Source organism: Mucilaginibacter ginsenosidivorax, assembly GCF_007971525.1.
Lineage (GTDB): Bacteria > Bacteroidota > Bacteroidia > Sphingobacteriales > Sphingobacteriaceae > Mucilaginibacter > Mucilaginibacter ginsenosidivorax.
Genome location: NZ_CP042437.1, coordinates 5743109 through 5765259, shown reverse-complemented (window position 1 = coordinate 5765259; position 22151 = coordinate 5743109). Strand labels below are relative to the sequence as shown.

Below are 22151 nucleotides of genomic sequence, written 5' to 3'. Positions count from 1 at the left end.
TTATCACAGCTTACGTCAGCAACATTTATGAGGATCTTATTTACTACTGTATGTGTCTATTGTTTATCAATGCTATCTTGCCTTGCCCAAGTTCAGGAAAAATTAACCCGCTATGTTAATCCGTTTATCGGAACAGGCGCGGTGAGCGGTAGTTTGTCAGGGAATACTTATCCGGGCGCGACCGTTCCGTTCGGAATGGTTCAATTAAGTCCGGACACCAGAGCCGAGCCTGATTGGGAAATAGGTTCGGGCTACAACTATAATGATGGCTTTATTGCCGGCTTCAGCCACACTCATCTTAGCGGTACGGGTGCGCCGGATCTTTACGATGTGCTGATTATGCCTTCTACAGGCGCAGAAAAGACCCGCACCGGTGAGCCGAATCAGCCGTTGAGTGGTTATGGATCACGATTTTCGCATAGCGACGAAACCGCGAAACCTGGATTCTATCAGGTCAGACTGAAAGACCGGGATATAAACGTCGAATTAACGGCAACGGCGCATGCTGGCTTTCATAAATACACATTCCCTTTAGGAACGAGAGATCCAAAAGTCGTTATAGATTTGGACCACTCCATGAAAAAAGGTGTTTTTAATTGCCGTGTGATCGCCGCTCAGCTGCACATAGTCAATGATCACGCGATAGAAGGGTTTCGTGTAATCAGTGGCTGGGCAAAACTCAGGAAAGTCTATTTCTATGCTGAGTTTAACAGGAAAATAAGGCGGTCGGATTTATTTGATGGGGGCGACGAATATTTTGATCAAACACTGTTAAATGGTACAGATTTAAGAGCAGTACTGAATTTTGACATTCCCAATAACTCACCTCTTTTGACCAAGGTTGGCCTGTCTACTGTTAGTATTAGGAACGCGAAACAAAATTTGTCACTTGAGATCCCTGACTGGAACTTCTACGGAATTGCTGCAAAGGCGGACGCTGCATGGGAGCGGGAACTTGGAAAGCTCAAGATAGATGGGGAGAAACAAAAAAAGCAAATATTTTATACGGCACTCTATCATACATTTATTCAGCCCAACAATTATGCCGATGTGAACGGGGATTATACCGGGATTGATTTTACTGTTCATAAAGCCAGCCATGGGTTTTACAGTACGTTCTCTTTGTGGGATACCTTCCGGGCTGCTCATCCGCTGTACACACTTTTGCAACCGGAACGGACAACCGCCTTTATAAACAACATGATTACTCAATATAACGATTATGGCTATTTGCCGATCTGGCAACTCTGGGGACAGGAAAATTACTGCATGATCGGCAATCATGCTATCCCTGTCCTGGTTGACGCCGCCTTGAAAGGTCTGCAGGGAATAGATCTTAAACGGGTTTATCAGGCAGTTAAGGGTTCTGCAACGACGGATCACAGGGGGTCGCCGTTCGGGCTATTAAATAAAATTGGCTATATCCCGGAAAACAGACAGTCTCAATCCGTATCACTAACACTGGAAATGGCCTTTGACGACTGGTGTGTAGCTCAGCTCGCCAAAAAGCTCAATCAGAAAGATGACTACCTTTTCTTTATGAAACGTTCGAAATCCTACCGTAATTTGTATGATTCGGAGAGTGGGTTTTTCCGGGCAAAAACCGATGAAGGGGTATGGCAAAAGCCTTTTGATCCACTAAAATACGGAGGCAATGGCGACAGCCCCTATACTGAGGGAAATGCCTGGCAATATTTCTGGTACGTGCCACAAGACATAAATGATCTTATCAATTTAACGGGGGGAGAGAAGAAGTTCCTCGCTAAGTTAGACACCTTTTTTACTTACAATCAGAGAGGAGAAACTAACAATAATGCATCTGGCTTTATCGGTCAGTATGCTCACGGCAATGAGCCGAGTCATCATATCAGCTATCTTTATAATTATACCAGCCAGCCCTGGAAAACGCAGTACTACGTGGCTAAAATATGCAGGGAACTTTATAATACCTCTTCATCCGGCTATGCCGGAAACGAAGACTGCGGCCAAATGTCAGCCTGGTATGTCTTTAGCTCTCTGGGATTTTATCCTGTAAATCCAGCCAGCGGGGTTTACCTGATCGGTTCGCCCGGTATAAAGAAAGCGACCATTCGCCTTCCGCTTGGCAGAAGATTCGAGATCATGACAAATTGGGCAGAGGACAAAATATACGTCCAGTCCGTAAAACTCAATAACAAGCCTTATACCCAATCCTATATCACAGATAAGATGATTAGATCTGGCGGAAAACTGGAATTTGTTATGGGAAGTAAACCGAATCTTAACTGGGGCATTGAGCCGGAAAATAAACCGACAAACTGAAGTGGAGAATTTCGTGCTCTTTTAAATAAAATGATTAATGCTCCAGGCAGTAGGAGTTTAATTCAGTCTTAATGCTTTTAATGACATTGTCCAAGGGAGTGTTAGTTTCCAATATCCGGCAAACCACAACACAACCCTCTACCATGGAATATAACTTGATGGCGAAGTCTTTTGGTTTCAAATCCGGGGAAAGTTCTCCAGACTTTACGCCTGATATAAGGATGCCTGTAAGCATCTTTTGGATAGTAATCATAGCATCCTTAACCATTTTTTTAATCACCGGATTATTATTATCCGACTCGACTGCAAAATTAAATACCGGATGCCCCCCTGTTATGAAGGTATCCGCGGCATTTTTATTGAAGTTCAGGTATGCATAAATCTTGTCCTTTGCGGTTTTAGGGCGAGTGAGTATTTCAGCGTTTTTATCAATAATTTTTTTTAGGAGGAAACCCACCGTTTCTATCGCAAGCGCATCCTTTGTTTCGAAATAGCTGTAGAGGCAGCCTCTAGCTACTTTTGCGGCCTTCAAAACGTCGTCAACAGTAGTCCCCGCTATCCCTTTTTGATTGAAGATCAGTGCAGCTTCGTTTATAATATGTTGTTTGGTATTTTCTGCCTTGCCCATATTTGGTGAGGTAATCCTTCAAAAATATTAAATCTCGCGACTTTTGGCGTTGTTTTTAACGATAATCGATGAAATGAACTGAAATTTAAGCTATGACAGCGGAAATTATCATTAAGAAGGTCCTATGGAAGTTTGTTAAAAGCCGGCCTTTAGATTACGAAATATCGCCATCCCTCATTTCCAATCAAATAATGTATGGAAAACCGGATCACGCGGAGCACAAATATCCAGAAATAACAGTGTTTAAATAAAGCTCCGTAAAGAGAACAGGCGATCTGCTTATAACGCCGGCTTTCGAATTTTGCGTAGCACCATGTTCATGCAACTCCAGATTGTAAGCCTGGAGACAAGCGATAGTCACTAAGTGTAATTCCGCTACCATTCAGGAATAATCCGAAAACCACACGTATTTCCGCTCTTATCCGAAAACCAGAGTTCCACCTGATCTTTCTCCGCTTTGTCAGGCGCTTTGAGAAGCGTCCCGTAAACGACATTGATATTCATTTTTTTTAACATTTCGACCAGTACCACTTCCTTTTCCAGGGTCAAATGCTGAACCAGGCGATCATCTGGCGTTACTATCCATACTTCAACATGGAAGCCAACATGTAACGTCGCAAGTTCGACAGCAGTTTTGCCTCCCCCAACGATCAGTATCGACCTATCACTGAAATTATCGCTATGTCCAATATCTGCCGCTGTCTTCGGCGCATCGTCGGTCAATTCAGGTAACTGCATTTTCTTCACCAATAAAATAAAATGAGTACTTTTTAAAACCAGGGCTTCTCTCAGGGTTTCTACAGACAGGTAATTGTGGTTCATAAAAACAAGGTTCCCCATATAAATTTCCGGCCCTTTACCTGGACGAGAAACATCGAAATCAGGTCCGTTGCCTGGTCGTACCAACGCGGTTTTATAATCCAGGCCTTCCGACTCAAAAGCGGCGTCATAAGACTTACAACCGGAACCGATAAACGTAATGTCAAAAATCTCCATGCAGATTCATAAATTTAGAAAGTGAACAGGACACGGTTTCGAAGAAATATTTTCTGCTCATTATGTCAGCCCGTTCGGTTATCAATATGCATTAATTAGTACAGTAGGGACATACCCTCCATTCGTCAAAAGTGGAACTTTACGGGCCGTCTGATTATGTAGTTTAGAGTAAAGCAGCTTTAATCAATGGAATCTGCAGATTGGTAGGTCTGTTCTTTGGCGAATCAAAAGAACGACCATCTAAATGTCGCATGCCATTGAACAGGAAATCATGGTGAATATAAATAAGGTCATACTCCTTAAATGGTTGACCCGCACGAAGGCCAAATGCTGGCACAGTTTTTCCCAAAACATCCGAAGCTACATTTATTTCCCACGGATCCAACTCAGTTCCTGCGGCCGCATTCAAAGCTCCAGCCAATTTTTTATCTAATATAGTTATAGAGAAAGCAATATCAGCCGTATAATCGATCTCAAAAGCCCCCATTGCAATAGGATGCTTTTTGCCAAACTGAATATGTCCGGCAAGGTTCATTGACAACAAAGGATATGCACCGGTAGGGTCTGCATAGTTGACGAACTTAAGGTTAAATTCATCATCCGCCGGAAAGCTGAATGCTCGGGAACAATATGAAAATTTAGCTCCGCCATTTATATTTTGAGCAGAATTCGGTCTGATTTCTGCGCTGAGGCTAACCCAAGTGGCGCTTCTTATTTCTGTGATGATTTCGTTAATGGTCATAAAGTTTTTTGGTAAGCAATAAAAACACAGCTATAATTGCCCGAACAGCTACAGGATCCGGATAAGGTTTTTCTCGGTTTTTCCTTAAAATGCACATTTTAAAGCTATATCCTTTGAGTAGGAAAAATACCGGTAAGAAACAGATTTGAATTGTAAATTATAAAGTGATACTTGTAAAAATCAAAGAATCATTTATAAGATTACATCATATAGCCACACTATGTTCGTTGATACTGCTCCTCCGCTTCCGATGACGATACCATCGCCTGTTTGGCTAAGAAACTACCCGCTTCGTAAATTTAAACGGGCGGGATTTTTTACTAAACGATTTTATTTACATTAAACAACATTTTGAAAAACAAGTAGTTCTTTAGCGTACAACCCGGGTTCTTCCCTCGCTGAAAAATGATCACCAGATTCCATTATCGTATAACACTACAAATTTACCTGGTCATCGCCCCACCCTTCTGGGGCGATGATCGGCTCTTTCGGAAACTGAGCGACTGCGGTAGGCACATCGATCCTACAGCGGTTGTCTTTTCTATTCCGTTTAACTCCACTGCCTACGTTGTAGTCTTAGATCAAATCTGTTACAAGAGGCAAGAGTTACGGTCAAACTGTCTTGCTTTCGCTTAACTAATTGGGAACATTGAATTGCCGTTTACGGATTTTTCGGCAGGCACTTCCTCCTGCATCACATCCCAGTGCTCAATCAGACGACCATTTTTAACTTTGAAAATATCAACTGCGATCATTGTCTTACCGAGCCAGTTCTTATACCTCCCGTGGATCATCACAATATCACCGTTTTCGGTAATCACCCCTGGTTCGTAACTAAAATCCGGGGGCAAAGAAGGAATAGATTGCTTTACACCATCTGTCCCGTTTGGGAATATTGGATTATGCTGAACATAATCTGGGCTGAAATATTTGTCAAAAGCTGAAATGTCACGGTTAACAAAAACATCTGTTATCGCCGTTAATACTAATTGTTTGTTGTCCATTTTATGTTAAATTAAGTTTCTAAGTTACCTTTGGTTAGTAAAGGTAGATGCGAAACAGCCCCCCAGCAAGAAGGCACCGTTTTGTTAGTCAATAACTTATAAGTTACCTTAGTTGATAATCAATGTTTTATATGGAAGAAAAATTTAAAAAATATTCAGATTGCGATAAATGCCCTGTAAGAACAGTCTTGGATAGGATTGGGGACAAATGGTCCTTGCTTACCATTTCCGTTCTTGGCGAATGTGATAAATTGCGTTTTTCAGAAATTCAAAAGATTCTGGGAGATATATCACATAAAATGTTAACAGTAACGCTAAGGAAACTTGAAGATGACGGTCTGGTGGAAAGGAGGATTTTTCCATTAGTTCCCCCTAAGGTGGAATATAACCTTTCGGAAAGGGGAAGATCTTTGTTGCCTCATGTGCAGTCATTAACTTCCTGGGCGGCCGAGAATATGAATGACATTAAAAATAGTCGTAATGGATAATTTAATACCGCTTTTTGTCTTTTTAAGAAGACTCAAGATTCTTGAGTCCTTATTGTATTCAGAATCTTTTTCTAATAATTAAAAGTTGTTATTTAAACGAATTTGGCAATAGTCTGAAATTATGTACTTACTAGTAAAATATTGACTACTTGTATCATTTGGGTAAAGACCTCATCTTTATTTTAAAAAAGATAGCATGCTCAAAAGAAAAAAGATAGCGTCAATCATGGTGTTATTGTCCCTTGGAATTATACACAACGTCTCGGCGCAGCAAGGAAAAACTAAAACTCAAAACTCAAAAATTATGACAATCGAACAAGTAAAAAAAGTCAGTGTTGGTGAGTGGGTGAGCATTGCGCCAGAAGTTCGTCCAAGTATTGCTAAAGATGCTAATGGTAACACGAAGCCGTTTTATCTGACCAGGACTTTTACTTATTCGCCAGACGGAAAATTTACACTTGAAATGATTAATACCGCAGATCCGTATGGTAAAGTGCCGTTAGTGAAAATTGTGTTAAAAGGACATACTGAATGGCAGGGTGAGCACCCAATTGCACCGGGTGCTCAAAAAATACATTATATAGCTGACGGGGCTTATGAAATTACTCCTTTAATACAAGGTTTTGCTGATGCCATGAACCATGCCGCAAGTACGGGATTTAATAAATGGACCGTCGGTGAGACGCAAAATATTTTAGGAAAGGCTTTTCCTCCATTCGGCCTCGCAGAAGGACAAATTTATGGCGAATACGATTTGATCTATATCGATCACGATCTGATGTTTTGGGGCGCCAAACATGTCGATGGACGCAGCTTTGAAAAGGAAGAAAACCACCCCGACAATTTGCAGATCCCAATGGTTCGGAAGAAATAAACATTTGATCCCGATGAGGGGCGGAAAAATAGGAAGGCTAATTGCTTTCCTATTTTTTGTTTTGAGCCTGTTGGCACAATAGGGAACGGCCGTTGTTAAAAATTAAAGGAATTACGGCGGCTCCTCCGGTTCAAGTCCGGAAAAACATTTATAAGTAGCACCTACTGAGATCAACTAGCTAACGCCGAATCCATTTCTAAATCCTTAACACCCCATTCCTGCATTATTTTAATTACAGGTATTAACGATTTCCCGCGTTCCGTAAGCTGATACTCCACCCTGGGCGGCATTTCTGCAAAGATATGCCGGTCCAAAATATTGTCGACTTCCAGTTCCCTTAATTGATTAACTAACATCTGCTTGCTCATTAAGGGCAAAACCTTTTGAAGTTTACCGAAACGATTAACATTTTTGCTTACAGCGTAGATGATCAGTATCTTCCACTTGCCGCCAATCTTATTCATACAATGGGTTACGGGGCAATTGTAGGGGTTATAATCTTTGTTTTTTCGCGTATCAGGCATTGGTCTAAAATATTTTACTTATAAAATAAAAATTGACTACTTGTATCTCCTTTATAAAGATAACAATTTTACTACGGCATCAGAGAAAGTGAGATTGTTGTGTCTTCCGGCCAATACAATCAGCTGAATACCTCAACGCTTAATCATTGCCAACAAACATTACTAAGAACTAAATTATGGATTAAAATCAGCTTTTACAGAATAGAACCAATCTGATAGATAGCAATGTACTTGTTGTAACCAAACAAACCCCAGGATACCTTCGTGCGGTTATTGCCGACCCGCCCCTCAACCTACTGGGCCCCGAGGTATTTGCTGGCTTGCAGCTGCTAAAAGATTATGCTGAAGGCAACAATGGTGCTAAGGTTGTTGTTTTCGAATCAGCTGTACCAGATTTTTTCATAGCTCATCTGGACCTGGCGCAAATGAATATAGTACCAGACATCCCAGGCGCGAAACATGTATTGAAGGATTGGCCTGCGTATAGCCATTGGCTGAGTACAACCCCCTTGGTATCCATTGCCAAAATCAGGGGCCGGGCGCGTGGCATGGGTAATGAATTTCTGTGTGCGCTTGATATGCGCTTTGCCAGTAAAGAAAATACCCGCCTGTGCCAAATGGAAATAAACTTTGGGGGGCACCAGGTGGTGGTGGTATCGAATGGCTGCCCCGCCATGTAGGCAGGTCCCGTGCATTGGAGATCATACTTGGCGGTGATGACTTCGATGCAGACACCGCAGAACTTTACGGCTGGATAAACCGTTCGATCGCAGATGCTGAGTTGGACAGCTATGTTGATCGGCTTGCAAGGAGAATAGCACAAATGGACGAAACGGCACTTGCAACAGCAAAGCAACTGATCAACCTACGGTCACCTGTTCCTGCGATAGCTGATTTCGAAGAAACTTTCCGAATCCTGGCCAAAGTTGCTGGCAGTGAAGGCGCAAAGGAGGCTATAAGGCGAAGCAAGGCCAACGGATGGGGAACCGAACCGTTAGAAATAGAACTGCCAAGATATGATTGAGAGAGATAAATCAAAATCCCGATAATTAGTTTGCAAAACATAACTAAAAAAAAATTTGCTGAAATCGCGTGATCCAGTGCTTTTTTTCTTCCCCCATGGTGCTAATGCCATAAATTTCCGTTCAAGCAAAAAGGCTGCCCCGAAAACATTCGGGACAGCTGAATTAAATTTATCAATAGTTATCTATGTCGTTCAGACTTAATTAAGTAACGAGGCCAGTTTCTGAATGAGTTCATCGCCATGGAGATTTTTCGCAATGATCTTACCACTGGGATCAATCAAGAAATTTTGCGGAATTGCCCTGATCCCATACAATTCAGCAGCTTCGCCATTCCAAAATTTGAGGTCGGAAACTTGCGTCCACTCCAGTTTGTCTGCTTTGATGGCTGCTATCCAGTCGTTTTTCTTGCCGGGGCGGTCAAGAGACACGCCAAGTACCGTAAAGTTTTTGCTTTTATATAAGTTATAGGCTTTGACAACATTCGGATTTTCGTTTCTGCATGGCATACACCAGGATGCCCAAAAATCAAGCAGCACATATTTCCCTTTAAATCCGGCAAGAGAAACAGGTTTGTCATTGACATCATTCAGCGTGAATAAAGGGGCAACTGCCCCGATAGCAGTTGCGCTGGCCGCTTCAAGCGACTTTGCAAAAGATTTACCAGCCTCAGAATTGCGAATGTCCGCTGACAAGTTATTATATAATGGTTCCATTTCCTGTACGTTAATCGCATCCCCGCCAATTTCTATTAAAGAAAGCAGACTGACATAAGAGTCCGGGTGTTGTTGAATGAAATCCTTTTGCAATTCTCGTCTTTTCGCGATTAGTGTATTAGCCTTCGATTGCAGGCTGTCGATAAATTTCTGGTCCCGTTTTTTATCGGCTGGAGCAGCAATGTAGATTCTGTTTAACTGCGCAACTTCCTGTTCGGGACCTGCAAGGAATGCTTTATACATTTTGTTCTCGTCGTTTAGTTTTGAACCGCTGATGGCCGCTTTTTTTACCGAATCCTTAGCCGTCAGGGTCAAAGTTCCCTTGTCAAGGTAAAACACCAAAAAATCAGCACTCCGGTCTAATCTGGCCAAACCAACCCCTTGGTGGTCGAGTACCAACTGAGCAACCAACGGATCATTCAGCGCGCCCTGGAACTCAAACAGCCCGTTCCTGACCGTCACAGAATCTTTTATAACATTTTCCCCTTGCTTGTATATCAGGTAAGCTTTGGCCGGCGCGTTGTCCTGGCCTACCTGCGCTTTTATTAAGAATTTGCTTTGGGCCAGCACAGCGGCCGGGATCAATGCCAAAGTCAATAAAATGATTTTTTTCATAAAGTTTTTTGTTTGATTATTTACTGTATTGATTAATTTCCCGGAGTTCGGGGTGCAGCTTCCACCTGTAATAAGTCCAGAATCCCTTCATTTCGGATGATCGTCATACCGTGGCGGTCCATCGTAATACCTTCCGTCAGCCGGTAAGTGTACCGCGGGCGGAGGCCCTGCATAATCGTCGGCAAATAGGTGAACCGAAAATTATTACAGCGCTCTCTCAATATTTCTCCAACTTCTGTTATATGGGTTGAGATCATAAAAAAACAGTTCCGGTTCTCTGAAAACGCTTCCGTGATAGCCAGCGTTGCGTCATAGGCATCTTTCACATTGGTGCCTTTGAACAGCTCATCAAAGATTACGACAAGATCCTTGTCTGCCGCTACGTCTGTCGCGACCTTTTTTACTCTTAACACCTCCGCATAAAAATGACTGTAACCCAAGCCGATATTATCTGACATGTTGATCGAAGTATAAAGTCCGTCCCTGACCGAGAATTCCATAGCTTCAGCCGCGACCGGAAATCCCATATGCGCAAGGTAGACAGCTATACCCATGGATTTCATCAGCGTCGATTTGCCGGCCATGTTGGCCCCGGTTAAAAACAGCACATTATTTTCCTGGTTAAGCGTTATGGTGTTCCCTACTGCCTTTTCGACCGTAGGGTGATATAAGCCCTGAATGTTCAAAACATTACGGGCTTTCGGCAAGGCGGTCGCATAACAGAAGTGATGATCCCTGGCTACAGCGGCGACGGCAGTGTATACGTCGAATTGAAAGATCGATTCGATGATTTTTTCCATTTCCTTTTTCAGCACACACCTCAGCAGATAATCATACTTTATCATTTTGAATAGTGGAAGCTCTTTTGCTGCCGGCACATTTAACACCTTTTGTAGTTTTTGAAGCCTAAAAATATCCTTCAACGCTATCAATTGTTCCCTGAGCAGGCCTTCATCGGTTTCCAGGGTGTCGATAAAGTCACGAAACCGGATCAAAAGCTTAATTGTCGATATAATTCCGGAATTAAAGAGGCTGTAAGCTTCGTCCTGAGCGACCACCTGAAGCGCTTTTTTTGATATGGCATTTTTAATGACCTCAGCCCGGTTGAGACTTCCCCTTGCTCCGAGATAATCTTCCAGCACAACGAATTCTTCAGCGCTGAACGGCAATGCTGACGGATACGCGGTAAAACGTTTAAAAATATCACTACGTTTATTGATCTCCGCCGGATCGGTAAGAGGCTGACGGAACATATGTTCCAGGAGCCTTATTCCCCCTGTTGTAATTACCTGATCAAAAAGAAAGGTAATAGAGTTGTTTTTGTACCTGCCAGTGATGTTCAGGTCGTCAAGTGTTTGTTTATCCGTGAAAAAGCTCATGCTCCTGGTTGTTTAAATTTCCGGCTCCGAATGATCTCCAGGATACGTTCATTATTGATAATGACCATTCCATGCCTGTCAGATGTAATGCCATTTTCTAATTTGTAGCTGTAAACCGGGGTGTTACCCTCCATATGGGTTGGCAGGTAAAGAAATTCAATATTGTCACACCGGTCCTTCAGTACGTCCCCGGCCTCTATAATGTGCGTAGAGACAACGAACATGCAGTTGCTTTTGCCGGCAAAGGCTTCGGTCAGTACGATCGTTCCTTCACAAGCATCCGTTACATTGGTTCCCCTGAACAACTCGTCCAGAATTATGAAAAGATTTTTACCCTGTGCAAGTTCCCTGGCAATTTTCTTTACCCGTAATACTTCAGCATAAAAGTGACTGTTGCCGGACCCAAGATCATCGGGGAGGTTGATGGTTGTAAATAAACCATCACATACGGAAAATTCCATTCTTTCAGCAGCTACGGGAAAGCCGATATGTGCGAGATATAGGGCTATTCCCAGCGATTTCATAAAGGTTGATTTACCGGCCATATTCGCACCGGTAAGAAAAATAATATTGCTTCCCGGCATCATATGAAGGGTATTGGGCACAGCCTGTTTTACTTGCGGATGCCAGACGTTTTCCAGGCGCAGGACATGCTGACCCTGGGGAAGTGGAAGGGGAAAAGTCAAATTTCTTTCGCGGGCTACTTTTGCAACAGTAATACAAACGTCCAGCCAATAGATCTGCTTCAGGATCTGCCTGATCTTTTCATGGTGTTGGAATCTGACCAGTTGGTCAAGAGCCGCAGCTTTTTCAAAAGAAAGCTTTGGGCCGGCATTCTCCGTCAACAGAGAAACCAGCGAAGGATCGTTTAACAGGCCCGATATCGTTGCTATCGCTTCCCGGATTGCAGGGGGCAGTGTACGCTTCGGCAAGCCGCTGACTAATGCTTGCAAAGCCCTAAGGGTCTGTATCAGTGCTTTTATACCACCAGCTATTTTTCTATAGGCTTCGTCGCCGGCGATGATCGCCGAAAGTTTTCTGACCAGCGTGTCGTGCACCGCAGACAGTTTCGACCGCTCGTCGGTATCCGCCATATACTGTTCCAAAACAGCCAGGGATTCGCTCTGAAAAGGAAAGTCAATCCCCACTGTTCTGAAAAAGCGAATCGCGCCGATCCGGCGGTCAATTGCATTCGGGTCTGAAAGTGGCAGGAGAAACATGGATTCCATGAGTTCAGCTCCGCCCTGCGTTCGCGTATGATTGAATATGTTATAAACCGAATCACTACCCCGCTTACCGATCAGATTCAGATCGTCCAAAGTTTGCTTATCTGTTGTAAAACTCATTTCTATTTTCTTTTTCGGCGGATTAATAATATAGAACCGATCACCAGCATCAAACCCGGAACCAAACCGAGGTAGAGCACTTTCATCACCTTCACCTGCACCGCCGTTACAGTAATGGTATTATCCGCCGGCGGACGGGGGGCAGTGAAGATGGGAAACTCGCCATCCGCGAACCAGCTGAAAAGCGCGTTCGCGAAATTGAAGTTCGCCGTTCTTATGTTCTCCTGGTTAAGACCCTTATTGCTCAAGAAATCAGCATCGCCTGTGATAATGATCTTTTGCTGCTTATTGCCTACTTTCCTTGTCAGGGCAATCGCGGTAGGAAGGGCACCCTTCTGATCCCCCTCTTTCGGCGAGTAAACGAGATTTGCCGAGTCAAGCACCAGCTTTCCTGTTCTGTTCCAGCTGTTTTTTGCGGATGTCATTAGCAAGGGAGTAATGCTAAACCCATTCGTCTGCGTATAACTCAGGGCAGAAACCCCGGGCATTAACACAGGATTTCCGTTGCTGAAATCGTCGATCAGCATGGGGGATAATTTTGCTCCGCCGGCAGTGATTTGCAGCGTCACCTGGTCACCTGAAAAATCCTTGCTCGGCTGCACGATGGTCCCTTCCTGCAGATGAACGCCTATAAGGTTAAGCAGGGCGTTATTCAATTGCTGCTTACTACCCTCAGCCGCCACAAAAAGATTACCACCTTTTTGAATATAGGAACGAAGCTTATTTAATGTCGCGGTATTATAATTCAGTCTTCGGTCAGCTATAACCAGCACTGTGGCATCGGGAGGAATTTCCTGGTTCTGTAACGAGATAGAATCCACGGCAAAGCCCCGGTTAACTAATGACGACCTGTTCGTTTTAAAAGTAGTTAATCCCTTATAATCTTTATCCCCGATCTTATCGATGCTTCGTTCATAACCGTCATTCACAAACAGGATTTTAGGCACCTTAACCATCAGGCGTTTTAAAGCGGTGGCTACTTCTGTTTCGCCGGGCCAAAAGTCGTTATCATCGAAAACACGCAAAAAAGTGGAGCGCCCCTTGTATTTAACCTGCATGACCAATCTATTCCTTTCCTCCCGCAGATCAAGCATCCGGTGAATCTCTCTGGGACTCCTGAACTGGCTGGGGTCAACTTCCATGAACCTGGCTTTTTTATCAAAAATTTGCTGCAGTGATTTCCCAGCATTCATACCGGTATAGAAGTAGGGATCCGGAATGCTGTCATAGTAATAAACCCATTTGAGGTTAATATTAGGTTTAAACCGTAAATAGGGCTCCCAGCGATCCAATTCCCTGAGGCGCTGATCCGGCGCGCCTTTACCGTAAGTGCCATCAAGAAAGTTTACATATTCCGTTATTTCTATAGGCTCCGGCCCGGTTTTCCCGAGTACCTCCTGCGTTTTTAGCCGGAGCGTGTTTCTTTTGGTAGCGGTGGCGTCATAATAGCCGGTATACTGTTGTCTTGAACTCAGGTAACTTACTGTTAGGCCCGAAAAGACAATGCCTGCATAAACACCCATGCGAAATAGGAAGTTTTTAGCGTCCCGTGCCATATGCAACTTACTTATGGTCAGCGCTATAAAAATGTAAACGATAACAAAAAAATAAATGACGTCCCGTGTAGTTAAAAAGCCCGCCAGCATTTTAAATGTTCTCCCCGGCATAGAAAGGCTAAACGCAAGGTCCCTGAGAAAATCCTTGTCCTGCCAGAAACTGCCGATAAGGGACAGGAATGCAAAAACCATAAAGGTGCTGATCGCGGCTACGACCTGATAGGTGGTCAGACTGGACATAAACAAGCCGATGGCAGCATAGGCGCAGAGCAGCAGGTAGATGCCTAAAAGCGCCGACATTACCTGCTGGTAACCAAAATGATCAATGGACAATGCACCTCCGATTCCAACTAAGGCCAACAGTCCGATCAATAAAAGATTGTAGGTCATCATCGCTAAAAACTTCCCGAGGATGATCTCTGAAATCTTTAAGGGCGAAGAATATAACAGCTTGATCGTCCCGCTGCTGGTTTCCCTACTGATCAGGCTCATGGTCACCAGCGGTATATATAAATATAAAGTTGAAAGCAGGTTGCTGAATATTCCCTGTCCGTTTTTGGTGAAAATATTGCTGGTGAGAAAGGAGAATGTCAGTTTATACCACTCCTGGGAGCGCTGCATACTTTCGATTGCGCCTACGAAGCCATATGCTACCTGTAGAAATAGCACAATCATCAGCAACCACGCAATCGGGGAATAAAACAATAAGCTCAGCTCCAGCCGCGCTATTTGCAAAGTTTTTTTCATAGAGATTTATATTTTAATCTTTTTAGAAGCTGAGACTTTTGACAACTGGGCGAAGGTGTCATTCAATGAGTTTTTTTCCATACCGATTTCACTCAGCCGCCAGCCGTATTGCGCACTCGCGAGGACAATTCTTTCTGCTACCGCCTTATCACCGTTAAAATGGATACGGATCTGGCGCTCTGTAAGAAATTCAACGCGGGCGACGCCTCCCAACTGGGATAAGGTGTCGGCAGAAGGGGCTTCCTCCATCACAACTAACAGACTGTTTGGCGCAACATAACTGTCAAAGGCCTCCATGGTATCAGCAAAAACGATCCTTCCGCCTTCAATCATCATGATATCCTTACACAAATACTGCACTTCGGAAAGTATATGTGTGGAAAGAATAACCGCATGCTCTACCGCTATCTCCTTTATCAGGCCGCGGACCTCCAGTATCTGGTTAGGGTCAAGCCCGTTGGTTGGTTCATCCAAAACAACCAGCTTGGGACGGTGAATAATAGCCTGTGCAATGCCCACCCGTTGCCTGTACCCGCCTGACAGATTCCTGATCAGCCGGGTGCTGATGTGCGATAAGCCGCAACGATGCTTCACTTCATCAAGCGCAGATTTTAGGTTTTCTTTTTCTACAGACCGTAATATGGCACAGTGGGTCAGGTATTCGTCGACGGTTAGTTCCGTATACAATGGCGGGGTTTGCGGCAGAAAACCAATAAACTGTTTCGCTTTTTCCGGCTCTTTCCTGAGATCCACGCCATTGATAAATACATCTCCTGATGTTTGTGTCAGTACCCCACAAAGTATGTTCATCGTTGTCGATTTACCGGCTCCATTTGAGCCAAGTAGTCCCACAATGCCGTTCTGATAAATTTCCATATCGATGTCCCGTATGGCCCAGGTGCTGCTATAACGATGTGACAATCCCGAGATCCTAAGAATAGGTTCCATTATTTATATATAATAAGTAAGTGTAGTGTGTTCTGTGTTTTTATTGCGGTACAGTGAAGCCTATAGTCTTGAAAATATCCAGCAGATAATTATACTTTTGGATAACCAGCGGATACGATTGATAGGTGTTCACAAAATCTGCAGGCGACATAACCAATACCGTATCGAGATAGGCCGCTAGGTCTTCAGCGGGCCCGTGAACATCATAATAGTTTGGTCCTTCAGTACCGTCAGGCAAAAGACCATATACAGGTTTGGGCTGATAGATAAGGTAATACGGACTCTGTGTTGAGCCATAAGCAGTCTTACCATAATAGGCACTACTGACCGCATAAAATTTCGTGGTTAGCGATGGATCTGCACCGATCTTTGCCGTTAAGATCACCTTCAGGATATCTTTCCGGTATATTTTCAACTGTGTCTGATCCATTGTTTTGATCGCCGGCACATAGGAAATAGCAACCGTATTAAAACCTAAATAAGCACTCAAAGGAACTTTTACAAGCGCGCCGCTACCGGAAGGATCGGGTTGAAATGTATACACGGAGTCGGTCAGCAGAATTGAATAAGGTTTCAACGAGTTAGATAGATGGGGAGCGATCTGATTTTTAACAAAATCCAAACCAGCCAGGATATCAGCCTGGTTGTGCAGGTATTTGGCAGTGACCATAGAATCTACGGTCGTCAAGTGATACCCGAGATTCAATTTGGTTAGCGGTGTTTTAGCTACCGTATCATTGTATAAAACCGGGATCCCGCTTTCTTTGTAAAACAGGTAGATCTGGTGATCGGCCGGATTATTTGTATTGTCAATGCGTGCAAAGGGGTCCTGCATGTTGGGTGACGCCTTCGGATTCTCCTCTTTTTTGCAGGATGCCAGGAACAGGCATATCGCAGAAAAATATATTAAATATCTTTTCATCGGATTTAATTGTGCTTATGTGAATTAAAATGTTCTGTTCTGACGTGCAGGGTTTTGCTTTAATGCGCCTTCATTGAATATAATTGCGTCTTGCGGTATCGGGATCAGGTAGTCCGGATCACCTGGCTGCAAAGTCAAACTCGCCTTTAAAAAAGGGCTTGAACCATAGTTTACATCCGAGTAATTATGAACGATGGTCGTGATAAAAGGGAAAGCCTTGTTCACCGCGTATCGCTTCAAGTCAAACCATCGGTGTCCCTCAAAACAAAGTTCACGACGACGCTCATCGCGAATAAAGCTGACCAGCTGCTCGCCGCTATAATTTACCGGAACGAATGCAGACGGAATGAAACGTGCTTGCCTTAGCGTGTTTAGCGCGTTATCGGCGTCCGCGGCACGGTCCAGCATAGCCGCTGCTTCCGCTTTGTTCAGGTAGGCCTCTGCATTTCGCAAATAATAGTTGTCAGAGAACATCTCTGTCGGGAATATGTTATAAGTCCGGGACCGGTACATTTTTGTATACCGTATTTTACCTGCGGCATCTGTTTCAAAGAAGGCGCTTCGGCGGAGATCGTTCGCCTCGTACAGATTAATCAGCGAAGGGCTGGCCTGGAAGGACTTCGTAAAGGCATCCCCCATTAAGTATACCATTGCATTACCTCCCTGTGTAAAGAGTGCTTCAGGATTGCTGCCGGAGAAAAAGCTGGTCTGCGGTTTGTAGGTCGAAAGATTAAAAAGCGCCGGTTTACGGGCAATAACCTTGTCAGCTGCAGCGATTGCATTTGCCCAGGATTGCATATAGAGGTAAACCCTGCTTTGCAGCAGATTAACGGCATTAACATCCACATGATAAAGTGAGGATTGTGTTACCCCGCCCAGATATTGCTCCGATGCATTTAAATCCGTCAGCATTTGTTGATATACGCTGTCAACCGTTGACCGGGTAAAGAATTTATCCTGTACAAACTCCGTTATTTTCAGGGGTACGCCCATGTCAGTCTTCGCGGTTGCCGGATTGTAAGCGGAAGCATATACATTCACCATATAGAAATAGTAGAACGCGCGCAGAAATAACGCTTCACCTTTTATCCGTCTTAATTGTGTAGGATTATCGTGAAGCTGGTCTGCCTGGTATATCATAATATTGGCCGCATTAATCGACTTATACACTTTGGACCAGGTATCGTCAGTAAATGGATGATATGTCTTATCTACAAAAGGGTTCGCCTGCCAGGTGTAGAAGCCGAATACGTCGTCCCGGTTATCAATGTAATAAGGGCGGCTCACAAACTCGGTAATATCATCATCCATGGCATTGAGCCAGGGAAAATACATAGCATCCGGGGACTCCTTATAAGAATTGCTTGGCGGGTTGGTGAAATGTCTCATATAAACATCACCCTGCATGACCTCGTCCAGTTTTTGCCAGGTATTGGCATAGGCCAGATCCTGTGATTGTTCTTCTAAAAACTTATTACAGCCTGTAAAAAGAAGGGAAGCGATCAGAACTGATAGCAGGTAAATTATATTTTTCATAATCAATACTTTTAAAATGAAACATCTAACGTAAGGGAATAAGTTGGTCGAGGCGATAACTGTGTACTCTGTGTAAAGTCCGACTGCTCCGGGTCCTGTCCATCCAGCTTTTTACTTGCCCAGGTATACACGTTGGTTGCAGAGAACATCACCGAAGTTTGTTTAAGATGCAGGCGCTTGGTTAAGCCATCCGACAGGGTATACCTGAAGTTGAACGTTTTAATTTTCAGGTAATCACCGCTGGCAACCCGCAGGTCTGAGTTATCATACATCTGCCAGATATTTTGCGCGTACTCATAGGTCTGGTTAGTTGACCAGTGTGCCAGGGTATTGTAATAGGCAGCACCTCCGACCAGTGCAGGAATGGTTGTGCGGGCCTCATCGCCGGGAGCGCGCCACCTGTTAATGAATTGCAGGCTCACGTTATTTTCCGGAAGTGGAGCTGCTACCGTAGAGGAAACAATTCCGTTTTCCGTGTTGCTGTATAATGGTTTAAGCCTGACTTTGCTGCCCAAACTATAGGTCAGATTAAAACTCATCGAAAACTGCTTATAACTGAATACATTCAGCAAGCCGCCCTGTATGGTTGGTACGCGGCTTCCGGATGGAACCATCACTTGTTTGATGATCTCGTCAAGTGACATTCCTTTGTATTTGTCAGCTAAGGCAGGATCGTCATTTTTGAATGTCGGTAGCCCGGTATTGTGATCAAGACCGGTAAATTGATAGGAATAAAAAGTGTTACTTGCCTTTCCATCCACTACTTGGCTTCCGGTGAGGTAGCTATTGTAAACATTTGCATTCTGCTCACCCAGATTCTGTGTGTTTATACTCTTTGAAAGCAGCTTATTGATCACCTGGCCAAGTTGCGGATCTACGCGCCAGGTAAAGCCTCCCTTTGTTCCACCTTTACCCAGGTTATTGATGGGCGTGAAACTAAGAGTCAGTTCAATGCCCTGATTTTTGATCGTGCCGGAATTAACTTCATAAGAGGTAACCCCGTTGATGTCAGCCACATTTTTATTCAAAAACGCATCGCTTGTCGTTTTGTTAAAATAATTGAACACACCCTGGATCTTGTTATTAAAGAAGCCGAAATCCAGTCCGATATTAATCTCTTTATTTCTTTCCCATTTCAGGTTGGGGTTGGGGTAAAAAGCAATGTTCGAATAGTAAGTCTGGGTTATCGGATCTATTGAACCTTGTTTAATAATGAGATTGGGTGTCTGATTCTCCAGCATATTACCCTGGAAACCGTAAGATGCCTTTAGCGCAAGCAGGTTAACAGATTTACTATCTTTAAAGAAATCCTTATCTATATCCCATCTGCCTGAAACCGACCATGTGGGTAAAAATTTCTCCTTCGCCCTTGATCCGAATTTGTTCGAGAAATCCGTACGAGTATTAAAATTCAGGATATACTTGTCATTAATGGTATAGCTGCTGGAAAAATAGGCTGATGCCAGATTGGTAAGTTCATTTCTGACAATATCCATGTCATTCAAGGTCGCCCATTGCGCGTATAAAGGATATTTAACCGGATCTATTGCAGCGAAGGTTTGTCCCCGGTCAGGCAGATAGCCCCTTCTGTCCATATTATAGCCGGAATATTTGTTGGACGATATTTCGGTGCCCAGGGTAACGTTCAGGTTATCCCTCGAGGCTATCGGTCTGTCATAGTTCAATTGTCCCCTGACCAGGTAAGACTCATTACGAACCTGGCTGGATTTCATCTCTCCGCCATAAGGCATCAGGCTGTTGGTGCCAGCAGGCTGCCCGAATTCACTTCCTCTTAATGACGCCGCATAAAATGTATTCTCTTCGTATACGGTTTGGTCATTACTGTTGTTATTGGAATAGGACAATAATACCGTACCATTTAAATAGGGATTGACTTTCAAATTCAGGTCGGTCGTCAGGTTAATGCCGGAATTGCCGATCAGGTCCCTGGAATGCTGCATTTCATTTTGGATATTAAAGGCATAATAGGCATTAGCAGCTGTAGGGCTGTATTTCTCGTAATAACTCAAGCTGCCATCTGCATTGTAGGCAGGCACTGCTCTGCTGGTGTTATAAGCGTATGATAACGCATTTACAGAACCGGCAACATAGTTGCTCTTTTGGGTATTACCACGCAGTGTCATATCCCAACTGAGTTTTGGGGTGAGCGTCGCATTTAATTTGACCATGGCAGTATACTGATCAGTTTTATCGCCCTTCAGCGTACCTCGTTGTGTGGCTACACCGACAGATGAATAATAAGTCATCTTGTTGGTACCACCGGATATGCTGACATTGTTTTGCGTAGATACCGCATCCTGCAGGATCGTCCCGAACCAATCCGTATTCATCGTTTCCATGGCCTGCACCTGATCCTGAAACTGGGCGTAATTGATTTTACCGGTATAAAGGTTATTCAACGCACCTTCATAGCCGACATAATTGATATTACCGGAATAATCCAGGCCGCTATTGATGATATCACGGGAATAATCAATCCGCTGTCTCGAATTCATTACGTTAATATTGTGGTCGGAATAGCGGGGGCGGCGGGTAAGCGTGGTTGACTGATCTAAAGTCACTAAGGGGTCCCCAGTCTTGCCCTTTTTCGTCGTAATTACAATTACCCCATTGGCCGCCCTTACTCCGTAAAGTGCGGTAGCCGAAGCGTCCTTCAGCACATCGATTTGTTCTATATCGAACGGCTTTAGCCCTGAAATTGCATTACCGAGCCTGTTCACAAAATCCAGGTCATTGATCGTTGCAGGGTCAATACCAACCGGATCATTAACGACGACGCCATCAACAACCCAGAGCGGCTCACGGTTACCCAATATCGTTGATGTTCCCCGGATCCGGATTTTGGGAGATACACCAATATCGCCTGAATTATTCAATACAAACAATCCGGGTATTCTACCCTCCAGAGCCTGGTCAACGGTGAAAAAAGCCGGATTACTAATATCCGACATTTTGACCTGAGTGATGGCACTTGTCAATTTGCGTTTGTCGATTTGTTGATACCCGTTGGTTACGACCACCTCGTCCAGCGTAGCAACCCGGACTTTTAATACAATTGCCTTTAAATTCGACTTTGCCGGAACTTCCATAGTTTCGTAGCCCAGGTAAGAGATCAGTAGGATATCATCTTCATTTACATCCGAAATGATAAACACACCATCTTTTCCCGTCTTTACACCCCGGCTTTTACCTTTTATTACTACGGTAGCATCTGCTAATGGTTCGCCCTGTTCGTTAGTTACCCGGCCGGTAATAACCATACTGATCATTTTTTCTTTGGGGAGCACTGCCAGATCAGCGGGCTTTTCTTTAATAACTATTGTTTTATCCGCAATCGTGAAGGTCATGGCCGTTCCGCTGATCAGTTGTTGCATAACTTCATCCAACGGGGTATCCTTAAAGTCAACGTCGATACGTTTACTGGTCTTGAACTTGGATGTAAAAGCGATCACATCATAGCCTGTTTGATCGCTGACGGCTTTGAAAACTTTCTCGATGGAGACATTTTTCCCCTTCAGCGTGATCCTTTGCGCAAATGTCGCCGCGCTAACCTGCATCAGTGCCGCAACTAAAATGAGTACGGTGATCTTCATGATTAATAATATTTTAGAGGGGCACGCAGGTGGAGCCCACCAACTTTTAGTAGAATTTTTATACATTTACAAGTCTGTTTTTGGGTCTTGTGCATAGTTTTACAAGGACGAGCACATCGCCGGTTAAGAAATATTTGTTAACGCAATATTTGAAATCAGATGAAAGGGCTTCGACCGCAAATCGGGGTCCTTT

16 protein-coding genes and 1 pseudogene are annotated in these 22151 nt (G+C 43.9%); 4 read left to right on the top strand and 13 right to left on the bottom strand.

All coding sequences use genetic code 11. The features are described 5' to 3' along the window. Nucleotides 1-27 precede the first annotated feature (27 nt). Entirely contained in the window at nt 28-2301 is a 2274-nt protein-coding gene (locus tag FSB76_RS24135) for a GH92 family glycosyl hydrolase (protein WP_147057960.1), read from the top strand. A gap of 34 nt (nt 2302-2335) precedes the next feature. Here the strand turns inward: FSB76_RS24135 and FSB76_RS24130 are convergent, their stop codons facing one another. The 4 genes from FSB76_RS24130 to FSB76_RS24115 all read right to left on the bottom strand — a co-directional run bounded on the left by FSB76_RS24130 (nt 2336) and on the right by FSB76_RS24115 (nt 5671). Next, on the bottom strand, nt 2336-2929 hold the full coding sequence (locus tag FSB76_RS24130) for a TetR/AcrR family transcriptional regulator (protein ID WP_147057957.1): 594 nt from the start codon (nt 2927-2929) through the stop codon (nt 2336-2338). A 375-nt stretch (nt 2930-3304) separates the two neighbouring features. Next, a complete protein-coding gene (locus FSB76_RS24125) occupies nt 3305-3925 on the bottom strand; it encodes an FAD-dependent oxidoreductase (RefSeq protein WP_147057955.1) in 621 nt (206 codons plus the stop codon). Nucleotides 3926-4088: 163 nt separating this feature from the next. Then, on the bottom strand, nt 4089-4667 hold the full coding sequence (locus FSB76_RS24120) for a hypothetical protein (RefSeq protein ID WP_147057953.1): 579 nt from the start codon (nt 4665-4667) through the stop codon (nt 4089-4091). 632 nt (nt 4668-5299) lie between these two features. Beyond that, nucleotides 5300-5671 carry a nuclear transport factor 2 family protein gene (locus FSB76_RS24115; RefSeq protein ID WP_147057951.1) on the bottom strand — a complete coding sequence of 124 codons (372 nt, stop codon included), beginning with the start codon at nt 5669-5671 and terminating at the stop codon, nt 5300-5302. A gap of 131 nt (nt 5672-5802) precedes the next feature. Here FSB76_RS24115 and FSB76_RS24110 point away from each other — a divergent pair, with 131 nt between their 5' ends. Both FSB76_RS24110 and FSB76_RS24105 read left to right on the top strand, forming a co-directional pair. Then, complete coding sequence (locus tag FSB76_RS24110) at nt 5803-6159, top strand: winged helix-turn-helix transcriptional regulator (RefSeq protein WP_225976293.1); 357 nt, start codon at nt 5803-5805, stop codon at nt 6157-6159. 196 nt (nt 6160-6355) lie between these two features. Next, nucleotides 6356-7033, top strand: coding sequence for a hypothetical protein (locus FSB76_RS24105; RefSeq protein ID WP_225976292.1), 678 nt, complete (start codon nt 6356-6358; stop codon nt 7031-7033). A gap of 170 nt (nt 7034-7203) precedes the next feature. Here FSB76_RS24105 and FSB76_RS24100 read toward each other — a convergent pair whose 3' ends face one another. Continuing rightward, nucleotides 7204-7497 carry a winged helix-turn-helix transcriptional regulator gene (locus tag FSB76_RS24100; protein ID WP_225976291.1) on the bottom strand — a complete coding sequence of 98 codons (294 nt, stop codon included), beginning with the start codon at nt 7495-7497 and terminating at the stop codon, nt 7204-7206. A gap of 380 nt (nt 7498-7877) precedes the next feature. Between FSB76_RS24100 and FSB76_RS32535 the strand changes: the two are divergent. After that, nucleotides 7878-8581 (top strand): annotated as a pseudogene (locus FSB76_RS32535) (enoyl-CoA hydratase/isomerase family protein). 198 nt (nt 8582-8779) lie between these two features. Here FSB76_RS32535 and FSB76_RS24085 read toward each other — a convergent pair. From FSB76_RS24085 to FSB76_RS24050, 8 genes are read right to left on the bottom strand one after another with little or no spacing between them, the layout of a single operon-like run. Next, the gene (locus FSB76_RS24085) at nt 8780-9910 is read right to left on the bottom strand and encodes a TlpA disulfide reductase family protein (RefSeq protein WP_147057944.1); all 1131 of its coding nucleotides are present in this window, start codon (nt 9908-9910) and stop codon (nt 8780-8782) included. A gap of 32 nt (nt 9911-9942) precedes the next feature. Next, nucleotides 9943-11289 carry a MutS-related protein gene (locus FSB76_RS24080; protein ID WP_147057942.1) on the bottom strand — a complete coding sequence of 449 codons (1347 nt, stop codon included), beginning with the start codon at nt 11287-11289 and terminating at the stop codon, nt 9943-9945. After that, entirely contained in the window at nt 11286-12635 is a 1350-nt protein-coding gene (locus FSB76_RS24075; RefSeq protein ID WP_147057940.1) for a MutS-related protein, read from the bottom strand. Before FSB76_RS24075 ends, FSB76_RS24080 begins: the two co-directional genes overlap by 4 nt. Before the next feature lie 2 nt (nt 12636-12637). Beyond that, on the bottom strand, nt 12638-14938 hold the full coding sequence (locus FSB76_RS24070; protein ID WP_147057939.1) for a Gldg family protein: 2301 nt from the start codon (nt 14936-14938) through the stop codon (nt 12638-12640). Between the two features lie 6 nt (nt 14939-14944). Further along, entirely contained in the window at nt 14945-15886 is a 942-nt protein-coding gene (locus tag FSB76_RS24065; protein WP_147057938.1) for an ABC transporter ATP-binding protein, read from the bottom strand. Nucleotides 15887-15926: 40 nt separating this feature from the next. Beyond that, entirely contained in the window at nt 15927-16808 is an 882-nt protein-coding gene (locus FSB76_RS24060) for a Rossmann-fold NAD(P)-binding domain-containing protein (RefSeq protein WP_147057936.1), read from the bottom strand. Between the two features lie 24 nt (nt 16809-16832). Then, complete coding sequence (locus FSB76_RS24055; protein ID WP_147057934.1) at nt 16833-18344, bottom strand: RagB/SusD family nutrient uptake outer membrane protein; 1512 nt, start codon at nt 18342-18344, stop codon at nt 16833-16835. Nucleotides 18345-18355: 11 nt separating this feature from the next. Further along, a complete protein-coding gene (locus FSB76_RS24050; protein ID WP_158642969.1) occupies nt 18356-21958 on the bottom strand; it encodes a SusC/RagA family TonB-linked outer membrane protein in 3603 nt (1200 codons plus the stop codon). Between the last annotated feature and the right edge of the window lie 193 nt (nt 21959-22151).